The organism is Bradyrhizobium sp. 157 (assembly GCF_023073815.1).
Taxonomy (GTDB): Bacteria; Pseudomonadota; Alphaproteobacteria; order Rhizobiales; family Xanthobacteraceae; genus Bradyrhizobium.
This window is the reverse complement of record NZ_JADPKF010000004.1, coordinates 1-17,760: the sequence shown is the minus strand read 5'-3', so window position 1 is coordinate 17,760 and position 17,760 is coordinate 1. Positions and strand designations below refer to the sequence as shown.

The following is a 17,760-nucleotide window of genomic DNA, read 5'->3' as shown; positions in this document are numbered from 1 at the left end:
GGACGCCGCGGCCTGCATGGCTCAATCGCGTGCGTCTCGGCGTACTGGATCGCCCGCCTTCGCGGGCGATGACAGTGGTGATGATCGTAGGGTGGGCAAAGCGAAGCGTACCCACCATTCAGCTTGTGCAATGGGAAACGTGGTGGGCACGGCGCTTCGCGCCTTAGCCACCCTACATTCAGAACATCACTTATCGCCCGGCACGCCCAGGAACGCGCTCTCGATGACGTCGCCGATCGGCTGCCAGGCGCTGCCGTCGAACTGCACCAGCCGCATCTGCTCGATCGGATGGAAGTCGGTCGGCCCGGTGTTGATCGCTATTCCCGGAAATGCGACCCCGCTCTGGTAATTCCGTAAGGACGCCGCCTGCCGCATGATGTTCTCGCGCGACAGGTCGTCGCCGCACTGGGTCAACACCTGGACCAACGTCTCGGCCGCTGCATAGCCGAAGATGGCATTGCCATCCTCCTTGTCGCCGTCAGGATAATACTTGTCCATGAACGCCAGCCACTCCTTGATCGCAGGGTCATCCCTCCAGGTGGTGTCGCTGGCATCTTTGAGGAACGAGGTGGAGATCACACCGACGGAATTCTGCAGCCCCGCCGGCCTCAGCGCGTTCGCGATCGAAGCTGCCGCATTGACCAGCAACAACACAGGATGCCAGCCCAGTTCAGCCGCTCTACGGATGGCACGCGCCGAGATCGGCGGTGCGCAGTTGAGCACGAGCACTTCAGCGCCGGAGTTCTTGAGAATGTCGACCTGGGTATCGATCGACATATCGGCATCAATGGCGATATCCGCAACGATCATGTTGGCGGTGATGCCGAGCCCCTCCTGCAATCCCCGGAACAGGTCGCGTCCGAACTGGTCGTTCTGCCAGAGCACGGCGATCTTCCTGCTTGGATAGGCGGCCTGGATGTAATTGGCATAGATCCGCCCCTCGGAGCGGAATGTCGGCTGCCAGCCCATCGTCCAGGGAAATCGCTTCGGATGCGCCCACTCCTCGTCGCCGGAGGCGACGAAGAGCTGCGGGATATTTCTCTCGTTGAGATAAGTTCGCGTCGCCAGATTGGTCGGCGTGCCGAACGACCCGAACATCAGGTGCACGCGTTCCTGCTCGACCAGTTCACGTGTCTGCTCGACTGCCGTTCTTGGATTTGAGCTGTCGTCGCGGGAAATGAACTTGATCTGCCGGCCGTTGATGCCGCCGCGCTCGTTGATCATGTCGAAATAGGCGGCCTCCGCCCGGCCGATCGAAGCGAACGCGGCCAGCGGGCCGGTGTAGGGCATGAGGTTGCCGATGCGGATTTCGGTGTCGGTCACGCCGGCAGCCCGGGCCGGCTGCAGGTCGGCCAGTATCGATGCCAAGAACACTGCGAAGAAGGCTGGTGACAGCCATTTTATTCTTGTTTTCATCAACGCGGCCCCTCGAACCCGAGCTGTTCAGAGCTCGTGACGCCACCCAGCGATGACGATGATAGCGCGGGAGTTCAGGTTGTTAAAATGAAATGTTGGCGGCGCGGCATTGCCACGCCAAATGGGTCGCCAGTCTTCATAAAATGAGACGTTGCGGTTCAAGCGTGTTTGATGTCCGATATACCGCTCAGCAGCGGCACGAATTCGAACATCCCTGGATATCCGAGTTCCGTCTAAGCAGTGTGTGGCAAGGAGGTCGAGGCATGAGGATAACGATCGTAGCTTTGGGAACGGCCCTGGTCCTGTGTAACCTGGGCACGTTTGGTACCGCAGCGCATGCGCAGACGGCCCAAGTCGTTCGTGAACCACGGGAAAGGCCCATCATCAGGGTGCCCGTCGTAAGGCCAACTCCCTACTGGGATTACAATATCGTTCCACGATATCGTTATCGCCCTGAGGACGACCGGGTCGATCCATGCGGCGGGCCCGTAGTGCCGGTGATACGCGAGGGGCCTCAAGAGGCAACGGTTCCGTTGTGGCTGGCGAACGAATTGGGTCTTGGCCGTGTGCATGGTCGAGATTGGCCGTGTAGGGGCCGAAATCGGTAATGCACCGATTTGAGCAGCAACGTAGCCGCATGAGCCAACGGGTCGCGCGAATGCGCGCCCGATGACAGGCTCCGCGACATGCGGGACAACGGCCGGTCCCGGATATCGCTTCGCTCATCCGGGCTACATATCATTGCAACGATATATCCAGCCAACCAAGCTCGTTGACCGTGACGCGGTCGCCAGTGTCGACGAGCACCGTGGTGGTCTCGGCTTCAATGATCGCCGGCCCCGTCAGCGTATGGCCCGGCTGCAGGTCGTCGAGCGCGTAGACCGGGACTTCGCGCCAGCCGCCGAAGAAGGCTTGCCGCCGGCTGCGTGGCGAACAGGCGCTGGATGATGCGGCTTCGCGAGCGCCCTCGTCTTGCCGTTGGACCTCGCCGACCGCGGCGACGCGGGCGTTGACGAAGACGACCTCCTGGCCACGCGAGGCGTAAGTGTACAATTCCTCGTGCCTGATGTGGAAGCGGTCTTCGATCCGGTCGACGAGATCGGCGGCGTTCCAGTCGAGGCCGTCGAGCGAGACGTCGATCTCAAAGATCTGCTCGCCATAGCGCATCTCGGCGGAGCGTTCGATTGTAATAGGCCCGCTGAACCACGAACGCAGCCGGCCCGCGGCCTGCTGTTCCAGTCCGGCGAATAGCTCCCGCACCTCATCGGCCGAAACGCGGGCGCCGGCGCCGTAATGCGTACTGCTGACTTCATAGCGGAGATCGCTGGTCAGCATGCCCCAGGCCGACAGCACCGATGCCACGCTCGGCACGATGATGCGCTTGATCTCGAGTTCGCGCGCGACTTCTGCTGCGTGCAAGCCAGCCGCGCCGCCGAAACCGAGCAGCGCAAACTTTCTGGGATCGACGCCGCGGCGTAGCGTCATCAGGCGGATGCCGTCGGCCATGTTCAGATTGATCATCCGATAAATGCCGGCGGCGGCCTCGACGCGCGACAGCTCCATCGCACTGGCGATGCGATCGATCGCGGCTTCCGAAGCCGCGCGGTCGAGCGGACGTTTGCCGCCCATGAAGGCGGCGGCATCGAGATAGCCGAGCACGACATTGGCATCGGTGACTGTCGCGGCCTGCCCGCCATTTCCGTAACAGGCCGGGCCCGGCACGGAGCCGGCGCTCTCCGGCCCCACCCGCAGCGTGCGGCTGGCATCGACGCTGGCGATCGAGCCGCCGCCGGCGGCAATGCTTGCGATATCGAGGCTGCGCAGCGCGATGCGCTGGCCGGCCAGCATGCCGTCGGCGGAGAGCGAGACCTGTCCCCCAGAAATCAGCGAGATATCGGTGGAGGTGCCGCCCATGTCGAACGGCACCAGATCGGGAATGCCGACCAAATCAGAACAGCGCCTCCCGCCCGACATGCCGCCCGCGGGACCTGACAGCACCGTGCCCGCAGCAAGCCGAGAGGCCTCTCCGACCGGCGCCATGCCGCCATGCGACAGCACGACAAAGAGACTACCTTTGAAGCCGGCCTCGACGAGACGCGTTTCGAGATTGGTCAGATAGCGCCGCACGATCGGCTCGACATAGGCGTTCACGATCGTGGTCGAGACGCGCTCATATTCCTTGATCTGCGGCAGCACGTCGCTGGAGCGCGAGATGCTGATGCCGGGCAGCGCCTGCTGCAGCCGCTCGACGGCGGCGAGTTCGTGAACCGGGTTGAGATAGGAATGCAGAAAGCACACCGCGACCGAGGTCGCGCCTGACTGCCTGATGCCGGCAATGGCCTTGTCTAGCGATTTTGGATCAAGCGGAATGAGGACACTGCCGTCGGCCTTGAGCCGCTCCCTGACACCGAAACGCAAATCGCGCGGCGCCAGCGGCGCGGGCGGCGGTGAGCGCAGATCATAGCGGTCGGGCTTCAGTCCCTCGCGCATCTCGATGACATCGCGATGGCCTTCGGTGGTGATGAGCGCAACCTTTGCGCCCTTCCGTTCCAGCAGCGCATTGGTCGCGACCGTGGTGCCATGTACGAGGCGATCAGTCGCAGCGAGCATTTCCGCGCGCGTGACGTTGAGCCGCCGCGCCAGCTCTTCCAGGCCTGCCATCACGCCGAGCGATTGATCCGCCGGCGTGGACGGCGATTTTGCAAATATGGTTCGCCCGGTCTCGTCCGTGGCCACCAGATCGGTGTAGGTCCCGCCGACGTCAACGCCAATTCTGAACATGATTAGCTACGCTGCTCCGCCGCGACTTCGGTCAGGCCCTGCTCGCGGTCGCGCCGCCGTGCCTCCGCGGACCGTTTTTCGGGCGGCCCCCAACCGCCGCCGCCGGAAGAGCGTATTTCCAGACAATCGCCGGGGCGAAGCTCGATGCCGACTTCCTTGGTGCGCAGTACGCGCGGTTCGCGGCCCGCGGAGAGCAGACGATAATGATGCGGCTTGCCATCCTCGCCACCGAGCATGCCGCAGGGACCGTGTCGCGCGCCGTCACCGGCAGTGTTGCCCTTTGCGATCTCTTCCGTCTCCAGCACCAGATCGAGCGACACGCCGAGGCCGCCGCGATACTGGCCGTCGCCGCCGGAGCCCGGACGGAATTCATGCGTGCGGAAATGCAGGGGAAAGCGCACTTCGGCCACTTCGAGGCTGCCGAACTTCAGGCCGCCGACCGAATGCCACTCGCCGATCGATGACCAGCCGTCGCCGCCGGAAGACGCACCGCCGCCGGGGCGCGCCTGAAACAGGTGCCAGATGAAATTCTTGCCGGTGCGCGGGTCCTCGCCCTGGATCGCGATCCGGAATCTTCGGCTCCAGCCCGCCATTGCGCGCTCCGGGCAGGACGCCGACAGGGCTTTCACGATGGCTTCGACGATTTCATTGGAGGGATGGCTGGTGCACAGCGTCACCGGCCGGCCCGGATCGGCCCACACCACCGTGCCCTGTTTGGCGATCACCTTCAGCGGCCGCAGCGCGCCGGTGTTTTTGGGAATCTCCGCATCAATCAGGTAGGCAAACGCCATCGCGACTGCGGCCTGCATGTTGGCGTGCGAGGAATTCACAAAGCTCGTCGATTGTGGATCGGAATCGGACAGATCGACCTCGACGTCGCTGCCCTTCTTGGTGACTTTCGCGGCGATACAGATGTCGGTACGACCGTGGCCGTCATCGTCGAGAAACGCCTCGCCGAAAAATACGCCGTCCTTCCAGGTCGACACCACGGCGCGGGTCTGCTGCTCCGTCGCGTCGAGGATCGCTTCGACGGCCGCTTCGACCACCGGCGCACCGAATTCCGCAAACAATCGCGACAGCCGCCGCTCGCCGAGATGCGCAGCCCCCAGCATCGCCGCGAGGTCGCCGCGGAATTCGCGGGGGTTGCGGATGTTCAGCGCCAGCAGGTCGAGCAGATCGTCGCGCAGTCGGCCTTCCTCGTAGAGCTTGATCGGAGGGACACGCAGCCCTTCCTGATAGATCTCGGTGGCGGCGGGATTATAGGCGCCGTGGGTGGCGCCGCCGATGTCGCTCTGGTGCGCGCGCACGATAGTCCAGAGCAGCCGCCGCTCGCGGTCGAACACCGGCACGAAGGCGGTCAAATCAGGCAGATGGCTGCCGCCGTGATAGGGATCGTTGAGCAGGATCACGTCGCCGGGTTTAACGTCCTTGAAGCGCTCTTCGACCGCGAGTGTCGCCCATGGCAGCGCGCCGACATGAACCGGCAGGTGATCTGCCTGCGCGATCAGCCGTCCCGCGGGGTCGCAGATCGCGAGCGAAAAATCTCGGCTGGAATTGAGAATCTGCGAATAGGAGGTGCGAAGCATCGCCTCGCCCATCTCCTTTACGATCGAGCTGAGCCGATGCTGGACGACGGAGCGCGTGATGGGATCGATCCTGGCGGACATGGTTACCTGCTATTATCTGGCATTCTGCGCCGGAGTGTAGGATGGGTTGAGCCCTTGCGAAACCCATCAACGCAGGAGGCCGGCATGATGGGTATCGCTGGCGTTCCACCTATCCTACGTATACATCAGAAACACGATCGTCCCCACGATCACTGCCGCCGCCATAAACAGCAGCACCGCAGGCAATCCGAACATTGCCGCGACCACGCCGGTTGCCGATTGCATCAGCGCGGCGCCGAGGAAGAACGCGAGGTTGACGGCGGAGAGTGCCTTGCCGGCGTTCTGCGCGCCCGCCAGTTGTCGCGTCATGCCGAAGAGCAGCGGCTGTGCCGATATCGCGATGCCGATCAGCACCAGCAGTACGGTATCAAGTCGCGGCGGCATCACCGTCACTCCGAACAGTTCCGAAAGCGGATAATGCGGCGCGGCCGCCGCCATCAGCGCGAGCAACACGGCTACGAAGGAATGGGTGGCGGCCAGCACCTCGCGGCGGTGCCCGATATTGCGGTCGAGGATGCCGATCAAGAGGGGACCAACGATTAACGCCAGCGTGAACAGGCCGAGCGCGTTGCCGGCCTCGATGCGGCCAAGCCCTTTGATTTCCATCAGCCACGGTCCGCCCCATAATCCGCGCAACACCAGCGAGGCCGCCAGCGAGACCAGCGACAGCGCGATCAGGCCGCGCAGTGGGCGCGACAAGCCGATGCGCAGCACCTCGGCCATTTGCGAGAACGGCGAGGAGTCATCGGCATGCGCGGCCGGCTGCTTCGGCACCAGCGCGAATACCGCCACTGCCACCACGGCGCCGAAGCCAGCGGAAATCCAGAATCCCGCGCGCCAGCCAAAATGTTCTACGACGAAAGCCAGCGGGCTCGACGACAGCAACATGCCGACATTGCCGATCGAGAGGATGATGCCGGACCACAGGCCGAAGCGCGCCGCCGACATCTGTTTCGCCGCCAGCGTCATCGGGCACATCAGCATGCCCGAGGTGGCGACCCCGAGCAGGAACTGGCCGAACAGAAAGCTCTCCGGCCCGGTGGCCAGACCCGACGCCAGCGCGCCGACGATGGTTCCCGCCAGCAGATTGAGCGACACCGGCCGCACGCCAAAGCGATCCATCGCTGCGCCGACCGGAATCTGCGAGGCGGCAAAGGCGAAATGATAGATCGAGGTCAGGCTCGCCAGCGTCTGCGAGGGCGTTTTGAAATCGGCCGCCATCACGTCGAGGCTCACGGCCGGAATGGTTCGCAGCAGCGTCGACAACATGTGACCGCAGGCCAGCGCCAGCAGCGCAAAAATCAGGGCGCGGAAATTGACATCCGCACCGTCGGCCTTGCCGTCGTCCATGAGCCGTCTCGCCCCAAACTGTTTCGGGGCGAGGTAGCACCAATGTGGTGGGAACGCGAATCCGCCCGCTCGCGGCGATCAGTTCCTGTGGAACACCAGCGTTCGCAGTTCGATGCTCTCGCGCGGCGGCGCATCGGCCGGCGTAGTCGGATCGACGAAGGCGGTATGCGGCCCGAAACGTGTGCGGCCGTCGGTTGCTGAATCGTAGCACTTCAAGAGCAGCGCCTCGTCGGTCCGCATTTCCGGAATGTAGTACCAGCGGTGGTTCGGGTTGTATTTTACCGAATAGGTTTCGCCGCTGCGGTTTGGATAGATCAGGTCGGAAGCAACGAGATCGCCCGGCTCCACCGTCTGGCCGTCGCACATTGCCAGCGGCGTATCGCGCAACGGACCCCGGATCGGCCGCCAGACATTGACGACCTGCACCCGTCCCTTCAGAAGCTCGTCAGCCTCATCCGGCAAATGCTCGCGCACGCGGTTGGCGCCTGATTTATCGGTCTGGTCGACATGGACGCGCGTGGCCGGCTGCCGTGGGCCAGCGCCCCTGATATCGGCGGCGCCCTCCACGCGTTTGCGCACGGTGTGATCGAAGATGAAGACGCGGTCGGCTTTGAGGGTCGCCTTCAGGAAGGCTTCCACGGCGGGGTAGTAGACGTTCTTCACTTCCTTATCGTCGTAGAAATTCCTGACGATGGTGGGATGGCGGACCAGCGCAAAACCCTCGCGGTCCAAAGAGAGGTTGGCGGCGATCAGGCGCGCGTCGAAGATCGGGACGTTGTGCGGCTCGGGCAGCGCGGAGGATTTGGGTTCGCCCGGCGGCGGATCGAAGGCGTAGGTGCGGGGCTTTCCCGGCGTGGGCGCGAGATAGTTCAGCTCGGCGGCGACGAAGGGAAGCGATTCGAGTTTTGCTTGCTGCAGGCCCATGGTGGTCTCCTGGACTCCATTGTTGTTCTGCTTGATCTTGGCGCGGCCGCCGGGCCCCACAAGGCGCGTTCGAAAATAGCAACATTGCCGTTTCCGGCTTGGGCAAACGGAGAAAATCCTTATCGAGGACGCCTGCCAAACCGGATGGTATTTCCGGCGCTCACGCGTCCGTCATCGCGCAAAAGCGCGCGTTGACGCTGCGATGAGGCACGGCAACAATGGGGTTCACTCGACCGGTTCCGGGTCAAATCACAGGCAGAACGACATGCAAGTCACGATGAAGGACAGAGTCGCCGTCATCACCGGCGGCAGCAAGGGAATTGGCTTCGCCGTCGCCCGGCAATTCGCGGCCTCCGGCGCCAAAGTGGCGATCCTCGCGCGCGGCGCAGCCGATCTGACGGCGGCGCGGGAGCTGCTCGCCAAGGACGGACTGGAAGTTCGCGACTACGTTTGCGACGTCTCGAAGGCGGAAAACATCGGCAATGCGCATGAAAGGATTGTCGCCGATCTCGGCTCGGTCGACATCCTCATCAACAATGCAGGCACCGCGCGGACGATGGCATTCGAGAATATCTCCGATGAGGCCTGGCAGGAAGACCTAGATCTCAAACTGTTCGCGGCGATCCGCTTCAGCCGGCTGGTCTGGCCGGGCATGAAGGCGCGCAAATGGGGCCGCATCATCAACGTGCTCAATACCTACGCCAAGCGCCGGCGGCCTCCTCGGCGCCGACCTCGGTCTCCCGCGCGGCCGGCATGGCGCTGACCAAGGTGATGGCGAGCGAGGGCGGCGAGCACAACATTCTGGTCAATGCCATGCTGGTCGGCCTGATCATGAGCGATCAATGGGTGAAGCGCCACGCCGCGCAGGCGCCCGATATGGAGTTCGAGGTGTTTGCCAAGAACCTCGCCAAGGGCACGCCCTTGGGGCGCATCGGCACGGCGGAGGAATTCGCCAATCTGGCCTGCTTCCTAGCCTCCGAGCAGGGCTCGTTCATCACCGGCACGGCGATCAATGTCGATGGCGGGCGGTCACCGGTGGTGTGAGGGTGAGTTGCGCTGCTGCATCTTCTCCCTCGCCCCGCTCTTGCGGGGAGAGGGTTGGGGTGAGGGGCTGTCTCGGCAAATTCGAAAAATCGGAGTGGGTGGAGAGCGCGCCCCTCACCCGCCGCGCAAGCGCGGCGACCTCTCCCCGCAAGAGCGGGGCGAGGTGAAGTAAACAAAAAGGCCCCCGTCGCCAGGGGCCTTTTCGCTTTTCTTAAACCGCGTCCTTGGCGGCCTTGACCGGGCGGGCCCGGACGATCTTGCGGGCCGGCTTGGCCTTGAACATCATTTCCTCGCCCGTGAAGGGGTTGGTGCCCTTCCGAGCCTTGGTCGCCGGCTTCTTGACCACGACAAACTTCGCGAAGCCGGGAACGAGGAATACCCCGTTCTTCTTCAGTTCCTTGTGACCGACGTCGACGAGCGTGTCCATCACGCTCTTGACCTCTTTCTTCGAAACTTCGGTGGTGGTCGCGATCTTCTCGATCAGCTGCGACTTAGACATTTGGGTGGCCATGGTTGCTCCATTGATTCTGGCACAGGCGACGATATGGCGGAAACCGCCTAAAAAACAGGGTTTCCGACATTCTGCACAACTATCTCGCTAGTCGAGTTGCAGTGATTCGTCCAATTTTTCGCTGAAATTCAGGCCTCCAAAGCCGCCGGACCCTGTTTTTAAGGGGTTTGAGGCGCCTTGTTCGGGACTTTACCCGGCAATCCCAGACTGCGCCCGCCGCTTAGCCTCTATTCTGGCGAGCCGCGATTTTCGCCTTCACGCGCAAGAAATCGGCAGATCGAATGGCCGGCGAGCACGTTGTTTTCTGGCAGGATTTTCCGCACGCGCGCGACGATTTGAAAATGACTCGCGTTGGCGTTCCATCGTAACATCGAGCCCAAGGCGGACGCGTGAACGGTCCGCCATCAATATTTGTTCGGAGACTTCGCATGGATTTGACGCGCCTTGAGATCAATCGCCGCACCGCGTTGCTGACGTCGGCGGCCATTGCGGCCAACGTGGTCAATCCGATGCGGGCCTTTGCGCAGGAAACGCCGCGCAAGGGCGGCGTGTTCTCCGTCCATTACGCCGCCGAGCAGCGCCAACTCAATCCGAGCATTCAGGCTTCCACCGGCGTCTACATCATCGGCGGCAAGATCCAGGAGAACCTCGTCGATCTCGACGCCAACGGCCAGCCCGTCGGCGTGCTCGCCGAAAGCTGGGAAGCCTCGCCCGACGGCAAGACCGTGACCTTCAAGCTGCGCAAGGGCATCACCTGGCATGACGGCAAGCCGTTCACCTCGGCCGACGTCGAATTCACCGCCATGAACATGTGGAAGAAGATCCTCAATTACGGATCGACGCTGCAGCTGTTCCTGACCGCGGTCGAGACGCCTGATGCCCACACCGCGATCTTCAAATACGAGCGGCCGATGCCGCTGAACCTCCTGCTCCGTGCCCTGCCCGACCTCGGCTACGTCTCAGCCAAGCATCTCTATGAGAGCGGCGACATCCGCCAGAACCCGACCAACCTTTCGCCTGTCGGCACCGGCCCGTTCAAGTTCGTCAAATATGAGCGCGGACAATATATCATCGCCGACCGCAATACGGATTATTGGCGCCCTAACGCGCCCTATCTCGATCGCATCGTCTGGCGCGTGATCACGGATCGCTCCTCCGCCGCGGCGCAAATGGAAGCCGGCGAACTTCATTACGCTCCATTCTCGAGCCTGACGCTCTCGGACCTCGCGCGGCTCGGCAAGGACAAGCGCTTCATCGTCTCGACCAAGGGCAATGAAGGCAACGCGCGCACCAATACGCTTGAGTTCAACTTCCGCCGCAAGGAATTGTCCGACATCCGCGTCCGCCGCGCGATCGCGCATGCGATCAACGTGCCGTTCTTCATCGAGAATTTCCTCGGCGATTTCGCTAAGCTCGGCACCGGGCCGATCCCCTCGACCTCGACCGATTTCTATCCGGGCCCGAACACGCCGCAATACCCCTACGACAAGGCCAAGGCCACGGCGCTGCTGAATGAAGCCGGCTACAAGCCGGGCACTGGCGGCACGCGCTTCACGCTAAAACTGTTGCCCGCGCCGTGGGGCGAGGACATCTCGCTGTGGTCGACCTTCGTCCAGCAGTCACTGGGCGAGATTGGCATCCCGATCGAGATCGTGCGAAACGACGGCGGCGGCTTCCTCAAGCAGGTCTATGACGAGCACGCCTTCGACCTCGCCACCGGCTGGCACCAATACCGCAACGATCCCGCGGTCTCGACCACGGTCTGGTATCGCTCGGGTCAGCCGAAGGGCGCGCCCTGGACCAACCAGTGGGGCTGGGAAGACAAGAACGTCGACAAGACCATTGACGATGCCGCGACCGAAATCGATCCGGCCAAACGCAAGGCGCTTTATGCCCAGTTCGTCAAGGAAGTGAACACGGAGCTGCCGGTCTGGATGCCGATCGAGCAGATTTTCGTCACCACGATTACGGCGAAGGCACGCAACCACTCCAATACCCCGCGCTGGGGATCGACGAGCTGGCACGATCTTTGGCTTTCCGCTTGACGCCATATCCGCCAAGATAGGTCTATGCGCATTCTGAGCCTTGCGGGGCGGCGGCTTGCCGCCTCGATCCCGACCCTCGTTCTGATTCTGATCGGTGTGTTCCTGCTGCTGCAGTTCGCACCGGGCGACACCGTCGATGCCATGATGGCGCAGATGGGCGGCGGCGATGCTGCGACCGCCAAGGAGCTGCGGAAATTCTACGGGCTCGACCTCTCGATCCCGGCGCAGCTCGGCAATTACCTCTGGCGGCTGGTGCGGCTCGATCTCGGCTTCTCCTCGATCTACGGCAAGCCGGTGGCCTCGGTCATCCTGGAGCGGCTGCCTCCGACGATCCTGTTGATGACGGCCTCGCTGTCGTTTGCATTTTTCTTCGGTCTCGTCTTCGGCGTGATCGCCGCCCGCAGCGTCAACCGTTGGCCCGATACGCTGATCTCCACGCTTGGCCTGATCTTCTACGCCACGCCCTCGTTCTGGTTTGGCTTGATGGCCATTGTCGTGTTCTCGGTCTATCTGCAATGGCTGCCGCCCGGTGGTTTTGAGGACATCGGAACGGTCCGGACCGGCATCTGGCGAGCCCTCGATATCGCAAGCCACCTGGTGCTGCCGACGCTGACGCTCGGGCTGATCTTCCTGGCGATCTATTTGCGCATCATGCGCGCCTCGATGCTGGAAGTGCTGAACCTCGACTACGTCCGCACTGCACGCGCAAAGGGCCTCGACGAGACGCGCGTGGTGACGCGGCACGTGCTGCGCAATGCGCTGTTGCCGATGGTGACGCTGATCGGGCTGCAGGCCGGTACCATGCTGGGTGGATCGGTGGTGGTCGAAAGCGTGTTCTCGTTGCCGGGGCTCGGGCGGCTTGCCTACGAGTCCGTGGTGCAGCGCGACCTCAATACGCTGCTCGGCATCGTGTTCGTCTCCGCGCTGCTCGTCATCACCGTCAATTTCATCGTCGACCTCATCTATGCACGGCTCGACCCGCGCATCACGGCGGAGGGTTAGGGCCATGGATGCGGTCAAGCGTTACTTCCGAAGCCCCGCCGCGGTGGCAGGCCTGATCCTGCTGCTGATCGTGATCGCGATGGCGATCTCCGCCGGCTGGTTCTATCCACGCGATCCGCTGGCGCTCGCTGGCCGACCGCTGGTCTGGCCGTTCTCCAATCCGCGTTTCCTGCTCGGCACCGACAATTCAGGACGCGATATCGCAGCCCAAATTTTCTACGGTGCGCGGATATCGCTCTTGATCGGCGGCGTCGCAACCGCAATCGCGATCCTGATCGGCATCCTCGTTGGCGCCTTCGCCGGCTATTACGGCGGCTGGGTCGACAATGTCTTGATGCGGATCACCGAAGCGTTCCAGACGCTACCGAACTTCGTGCTGCTGCTGGTGCTGGTTGCCGTGTTCGGCTCGACGCTGACCACCGTCACCATCGCGGTCGGGGTGGTGTCCTGGCCGGCGCCGGCGCGGCTGACCCGCGCGGAATTTTTGTCGCTGCGCAACCGCGAATTCGTCCAGGCCGGCCGGATGCTCGGCATGAAGAACATCCAGCTCATTTTCGGCGAGATCCTGCCCAATGCGCTGCCGCCGGTCATCGTCTACGCCAGCGTGGTGATGGCGGTCGCGATACTCCTCGAAAGCGCGCTCGCCTTCCTGCGGCTGTCCGATCCCAACGTCGCATCCTGGGGCAATTTGATCGGCCTCGGCCGCGATGTGCTGCGGGTGCAATGGTACGTCTCGGCGATCCCGGGTATTGCGATCCTCGTCACAGTGCTCGCGGTGTCGCTGGTCGGCCAAGGCCTCAATGACGCGCTCAATCCGAGGCTCAGGGGCCGATGAGCGAGCACGAGACCATCCTCTCGCTCGACAGCCTGAGCGTCCGCCTGCCCGGCGGCGCCGATCGCGCGCACGCGCTTAGGGACGTGTCGCTGGAAATCGCCTCCAACGAGATCCTCTGCGTGGTCGGCGAATCCGGCTCCGGCAAATCGATGATGGCCAACGCGATCATGCGGTTGCTGCCCAACGAGGTGACGATCGACGGCGGCCGGGTGATGTTCGAGGGTCGCGATCTCTGCAAGACCTCGATCGCGGAGATGCGCGAGGTGCGCGGCGCAGGCATTGCCATGATCTTCCAGGAGCCGATGACGGCGCTCAATCCGCTTCGTACCATCGGCGACCAGATCGCCGAGATGTTTTCGGTCCATACCAAATTGTCGAAGGCGGAGATCGGCGCGAAAGTGCTGGCCCTGCTCGCCGACGTCCGCATTCCCGATCCGAAAGTTGCAGCAAAGGCCTATCCGCACGAGCTATCCGGCGGTCAGCGCCAGCGCGCCATGATCGCGATGGCTTTGGCGCTCGATCCAAAGCTTCTGATTGCGGACGAGCCGACGACGGCGCTCGACGTCACGACCCAGGCGCAGATTCTAAAACTGATCCGCGACCTGCAGCAGCGCCGCAGGACGGCCGTCATGTTCATCACCCATGATTTCGGCGTGGTGGCGGAGATCGCGGACCGTGTCGTGGTGATGCAGCATGGCGTCGTCGTTGAGCAAGGTACGGCTTCCGATGTGCTGCACCATCCGCAGCATGCCTACACCAAGCAGCTCATCGCTGCCGTGCCGCCGCTGAACGCGCCTCCCCCGCGGACGCTTGCCTCTGACAACATCCTGACGATCACCGATGTCTCGAAGACCTATCGAACCGGCGGCTTTCTCGGGCGCGGCGCGCGCGTGACGCCGGCCGTGAAGAACGTATCCCTCAACCTGCCGCGCGGGGCGACGCTAGGCATTGTCGGCGAATCCGGCTCGGGTAAATCGACGCTGGCGCGCTGCATCGTGCGGCTGATCGATCCGGATACGGGATCGATCGTGCTGGACGGCAACGACTGGGCGAAGATGTCGCGCGAAAACGTCCGCCGCGAGACGCGGCATATCCAGATGGTGTTTCAGGACCCGTTCGCTTCGCTCAACCCGCGCCGCAAGGCGGCCGAGCTGGTGGCGCAGGGCCCGATCGTACACGGCACACCGCGCGCGAAGGCAATTGCAGATGCGAAAGAACTGTTTTCACTGGTCGGGCTCGATCCTTCCTCCGCCGACCGCTACCCGCACGAATTCTCCGGCGGTCAGCGCCAGCGCATTGGCCTCGCCCGCGCGCTGGCACTGAAGCCGGACGTGCTGGTGGCGGATGAGCCGGTATCGGCGCTCGACGTCTCCGTGCAGGCGCAGGTATTAAAGCTGCTCGCCGAATTGCGGGCGCGGCTCGGGCTTTCCATCGTCTTTATCACCCATGATTTGCGCGTGGCCGCGCAAATCTGCGACCTGGTCGCCGTGATGAAGGACGGGGAGGTTGTCGAGCATGGGCTGGCGGCAGAGGTGTTCGGCAACCCGCAACGCGCTTACACGCGGGCACTACTCGACTCGATCCCTGGCGGCGAATTTGCGCGAGAGCACGCGACGGAGGCGGTGTAGCGGCACTCTCCCCTCTCTTCGCGGGGGGAAGGGGCATCACGCCATCTCGCGGGCATCTCGGCGGCGATAGACCAGCAGCATCAGCGGCGCCAGTTTGCGCAGAATGCCGTGGGCGACGATGGGCGCTGGCTCGGTGAACGGCAGTGCCAGTTCATTCTCCGGCACGCCGCGGACGGCCTTTGCCAATTCATTGCCGAGCGGAATGGTCAGCGCCACGGCGCGGCCGTTGCAGCCGGTCCAGCCATAGGCATTGGGGCCGAGCTTGTGGATGCGCGGCAAAAAGTCCGTGGTCATGCCGACATAGCCGTTCCAGACATAGTCGAATGAGACCTCGCCGATCTGCGGCCAGAGCCGCTGCAGGCGCTCGGTGACGCGCGCCTTGATCCGTTCCACCTTGTTACCGGGGCCGATCACCGCGCCGCCGGTGACCAGACGGTTTCGCGCGTCATAGCGCGCGAAATAGAGTTCGCCATGGGTATCCGACATCGCCTGCCGGCCCGGGATGATGGTCTTGCGGACGTTGTCCGACAACGGCTGCGTCGCCATTTGCCACGACAGCACCGGCATCACCTCGCGTGCAATCTCAGGCACCAGCGATTTGGAGAATTCGCCGCTATAGGCGTTGCTCGCCACCACTAACGCACGGCCGGAGATTTCGCCCTTCGTGGTTTTGACCACCCAGCGGTCGCCCCGGCGCTCAAAACTTTCCGCTGGCGAGCGTGCGTAGATGCGCGCGCCGAGGCCGAGCACAGTACGCGCGAGGCCACGGGCCAGCGCCAGCGGATTGATGTGACCGCCACTCTTATTCCAGAAGCCACCGAACCATGCATCGGAGCCGAGCATGTCGCGCGTCTGCTCGCGCGACAGCAATTCGACCGGCGCGCTGAACTTCGACCACTGCCGCACCCGCCGTTCCGCGATCTTGATGCGGCCAGGCGAATGCACCGGTTGAACCCAGCCGGTCTGTTCCCCCTCGGCGTCGATCTTGTAGCGCCTTGTCACGTCGAAAAGATAGGACGCGCTGTCACGCAGTATACCGACGAAACGTTCTCCCGCCTCGCCGTGCTTTGCGACAACGTCCTCCGGATCAGGCCGCGACAGCGTCGGAATGACCTGGCCATTGTTGCGGCCCGATGCACCCCAGCCCGGCTCCGCGGCTTCGACGATGGCGACATCGACCCCGGCCTCGCGCAGATGCAGCGCGGTGGAGAGGCCGGTGAAGCCGCAACCGATGACGACGACATCCGCCTGCTGCGTGCCGATCAGTTCCGGTAAATCAGGTCCCGACGGCGTCACGGCCGCCCATAGCGAATCGGGCCAGCGGACGTTGCTCGTGTTCATCATGATCCTTCCTTGCGGGCAACTGATCGTTCTGATTAGCTTAGCCCGCTAACAAGCCTCAGGGAACAAAAAGAGTGGCACTCAAAAACGTCATCGGAATCGATCACGCCGTAATCATGGTGAAGGATCTCGACAAAGCCGCCGAAAACTACAAACGGCTCGGCTTCACCGTGTCGCCGCGCGGCACCCACAGCGCACATATGGGATCGGGCAATTACACCATCATGTTTGACCCCGACTATATGGAATTGCTCGGCGTGCTGACGCCGACAGAACATAACGCTCCGGCGCGGGCGTATCTGGAAAAGAATGGCGAAGGCATCGAGCGCATCGCGTTCACGGCCGTGGATTCCGCCGAAGGCGCGGAAGAAATTCGCGCGCGCGGCTATCCGCCGATTGGACCGACCGATTTCGAACGTCCCGTGACGATGCCCGATGGCACGATATCCGCTGCGAAGTTCCGCACGTTTCAATGGCCGACGGCGAAAGCGCCAGGCGGCGTGCGCATCTTTGCCTGCCAGCACAAGACGCGCGAGACGGTATGGATTCCTGAACTGATGAAGCATGCCAATGGCGCCAAGCGCCTGAAGCAGGTGCTGATCGTTACCCCGGAGCCGGCGGATGACGCCGCCCAACTCGCGAGCATGATCGATCGCGAGGCAAGGGTCGAACCGGACGGCGTCATTGCAGTCCCTTCGGGCGGCGAGCGCGCCGACTTCGTATTCCTGACAAAGACCCAGCTTGGCACACGCTACCCTGACGTCCCGCTGATGGGGCTGCCTGAGCGCGGCGGCGCGGGGCTGGTGATCGCGGCCGATCTCGCGGCGGCGGAGAAGGCGCTTGGCGCGACGGGCGTGAAGAGCGCTGGTGGCGTGGTGGTGCCGCCGGCCGAGGGCAACGGCACGATGCTGGCGTTCGTGAAGGGGTAAGTTGAAGCGCTCGTGTCCCGGACGCGGATGCAGCGTTCTCCCGGCGATGCGAAGCATCGTCCGGTACGCTGCTTCGCAGAGCCGGGACCCAGCCGGGACATTGGACCCCGGCTCTGCAGCGCACCGCTGCCGCGCTGCGCTGCGTCCGGGGAACGAAACCGTTCACTCGGCTGGTGCCGTTCTCTCTCCCCTCATCCTCTTATGTCCCGTGTCAAGAGGCGGGACATGATGAAGGGCTGTCTCCAGGAATTGCAGGAGAGGTGTCGGTGGAATGATCGTGCAAGGGT

Annotated in this window: 14 protein-coding genes; 7 read left to right on the top strand and 7 right to left on the bottom strand. The window is 63.3% G+C overall.

The window, feature by feature from the left end:
- Positions 1-186 precede the first annotated feature (186 nt).
- The 5 genes from IVA95_RS00285 to IVA95_RS00265 form a co-directional block, all read right to left on the bottom strand.
- Positions 187-1,416, bottom strand: coding sequence for an ABC transporter substrate-binding protein (locus tag IVA95_RS00285; protein ID WP_247508673.1), 1,230 nt, complete (start codon positions 1,414-1,416; stop codon positions 187-189).
- Positions 1,417-2,154: 738 nt separating this feature from the next.
- On the bottom strand, positions 2,155-4,197 hold the full coding sequence (locus IVA95_RS00280) for a hydantoinase/oxoprolinase family protein (protein WP_247508672.1): 2,043 nt from the start codon (positions 4,195-4,197) through the stop codon (positions 2,155-2,157).
- Between the two features lie 2 nt (positions 4,198-4,199).
- Positions 4,200-5,864, bottom strand: a complete 1,665-nt coding sequence (locus IVA95_RS00275) for a hydantoinase B/oxoprolinase family protein (RefSeq protein WP_247508671.1) — start codon at positions 5,862-5,864, stop codon at positions 4,200-4,202.
- 114 nt (positions 5,865-5,978) lie between these two features.
- The gene (locus IVA95_RS00270; protein ID WP_247508670.1) at positions 5,979-7,214 is read right to left on the bottom strand and encodes an MFS transporter; all 1,236 of its coding nucleotides are present in this window, start codon (positions 7,212-7,214) and stop codon (positions 5,979-5,981) included.
- Between the two features lie 78 nt (positions 7,215-7,292).
- The gene (locus tag IVA95_RS00265; protein ID WP_247508669.1) at positions 7,293-8,138 is read right to left on the bottom strand and encodes a CmcJ/NvfI family oxidoreductase; all 846 of its coding nucleotides are present in this window, start codon (positions 8,136-8,138) and stop codon (positions 7,293-7,295) included.
- 277 nt (positions 8,139-8,415) lie between these two features.
- Here IVA95_RS00265 and IVA95_RS38645 point away from each other — a divergent pair, with 277 nt between their 5' ends.
- Complete coding sequence (locus IVA95_RS38645; RefSeq protein WP_253075366.1) at positions 8,416-8,901, top strand: SDR family NAD(P)-dependent oxidoreductase; 486 nt, start codon at positions 8,416-8,418, stop codon at positions 8,899-8,901.
- A complete protein-coding gene (locus tag IVA95_RS38640) occupies positions 8,892-9,182 on the top strand; it encodes an SDR family oxidoreductase (protein WP_253075365.1) in 291 nt (96 codons plus the stop codon). Before IVA95_RS38645 ends, IVA95_RS38640 begins: the two co-directional genes overlap by 10 nt.
- A 211-nt stretch (positions 9,183-9,393) precedes the next feature.
- Here the strand turns inward: IVA95_RS38640 and IVA95_RS00255 are convergent, their stop codons facing one another.
- Complete coding sequence (locus IVA95_RS00255; RefSeq protein ID WP_057843247.1) at positions 9,394-9,693, bottom strand: HU family DNA-binding protein; 300 nt, start codon at positions 9,691-9,693, stop codon at positions 9,394-9,396.
- Between the two features lie 428 nt (positions 9,694-10,121).
- Here IVA95_RS00255 and IVA95_RS00250 point away from each other — a divergent pair, with 428 nt between their 5' ends.
- The 4 genes from IVA95_RS00250 to IVA95_RS00235 are packed head-to-tail and all read left to right on the top strand — an operon-like array spanning position 10,122 to position 15,203.
- Positions 10,122-11,738, top strand: coding sequence for an ABC transporter substrate-binding protein (locus IVA95_RS00250; RefSeq protein WP_247508668.1), 1,617 nt, complete (start codon positions 10,122-10,124; stop codon positions 11,736-11,738).
- A gap of 24 nt (positions 11,739-11,762) precedes the next feature.
- The gene (locus IVA95_RS00245) at positions 11,763-12,740 is read left to right on the top strand and encodes an ABC transporter permease (RefSeq protein ID WP_213249454.1); all 978 of its coding nucleotides are present in this window, start codon (positions 11,763-11,765) and stop codon (positions 12,738-12,740) included.
- 4 nt (positions 12,741-12,744) lie between these two features.
- Positions 12,745-13,575: an ABC transporter permease gene (locus IVA95_RS00240; RefSeq protein WP_247508667.1), complete on the top strand. Its 831-nt coding sequence runs from the start codon at positions 12,745-12,747 to the stop codon at positions 13,573-13,575.
- On the top strand, positions 13,572-15,203 hold the full coding sequence (locus tag IVA95_RS00235; RefSeq protein WP_247508666.1) for an ABC transporter ATP-binding protein: 1,632 nt from the start codon (positions 13,572-13,574) through the stop codon (positions 15,201-15,203). Before IVA95_RS00240 ends, IVA95_RS00235 begins: the two co-directional genes overlap by 4 nt.
- 36 nt (positions 15,204-15,239) lie before the next feature.
- Here IVA95_RS00235 and IVA95_RS00230 read toward each other — a convergent pair whose 3' ends face one another.
- On the bottom strand, positions 15,240-16,544 hold the full coding sequence (locus IVA95_RS00230; RefSeq protein WP_247508665.1) for an FAD-binding oxidoreductase: 1,305 nt from the start codon (positions 16,542-16,544) through the stop codon (positions 15,240-15,242).
- A 74-nt stretch (positions 16,545-16,618) separates the two neighbouring features.
- Between IVA95_RS00230 and IVA95_RS00225 the strand changes: the two genes are divergently transcribed.
- Complete coding sequence (locus IVA95_RS00225; protein ID WP_247508664.1) at positions 16,619-17,473, top strand: VOC family protein; 855 nt, start codon at positions 16,619-16,621, stop codon at positions 17,471-17,473.
- Positions 17,474-17,760 lie beyond the last annotated feature (287 nt).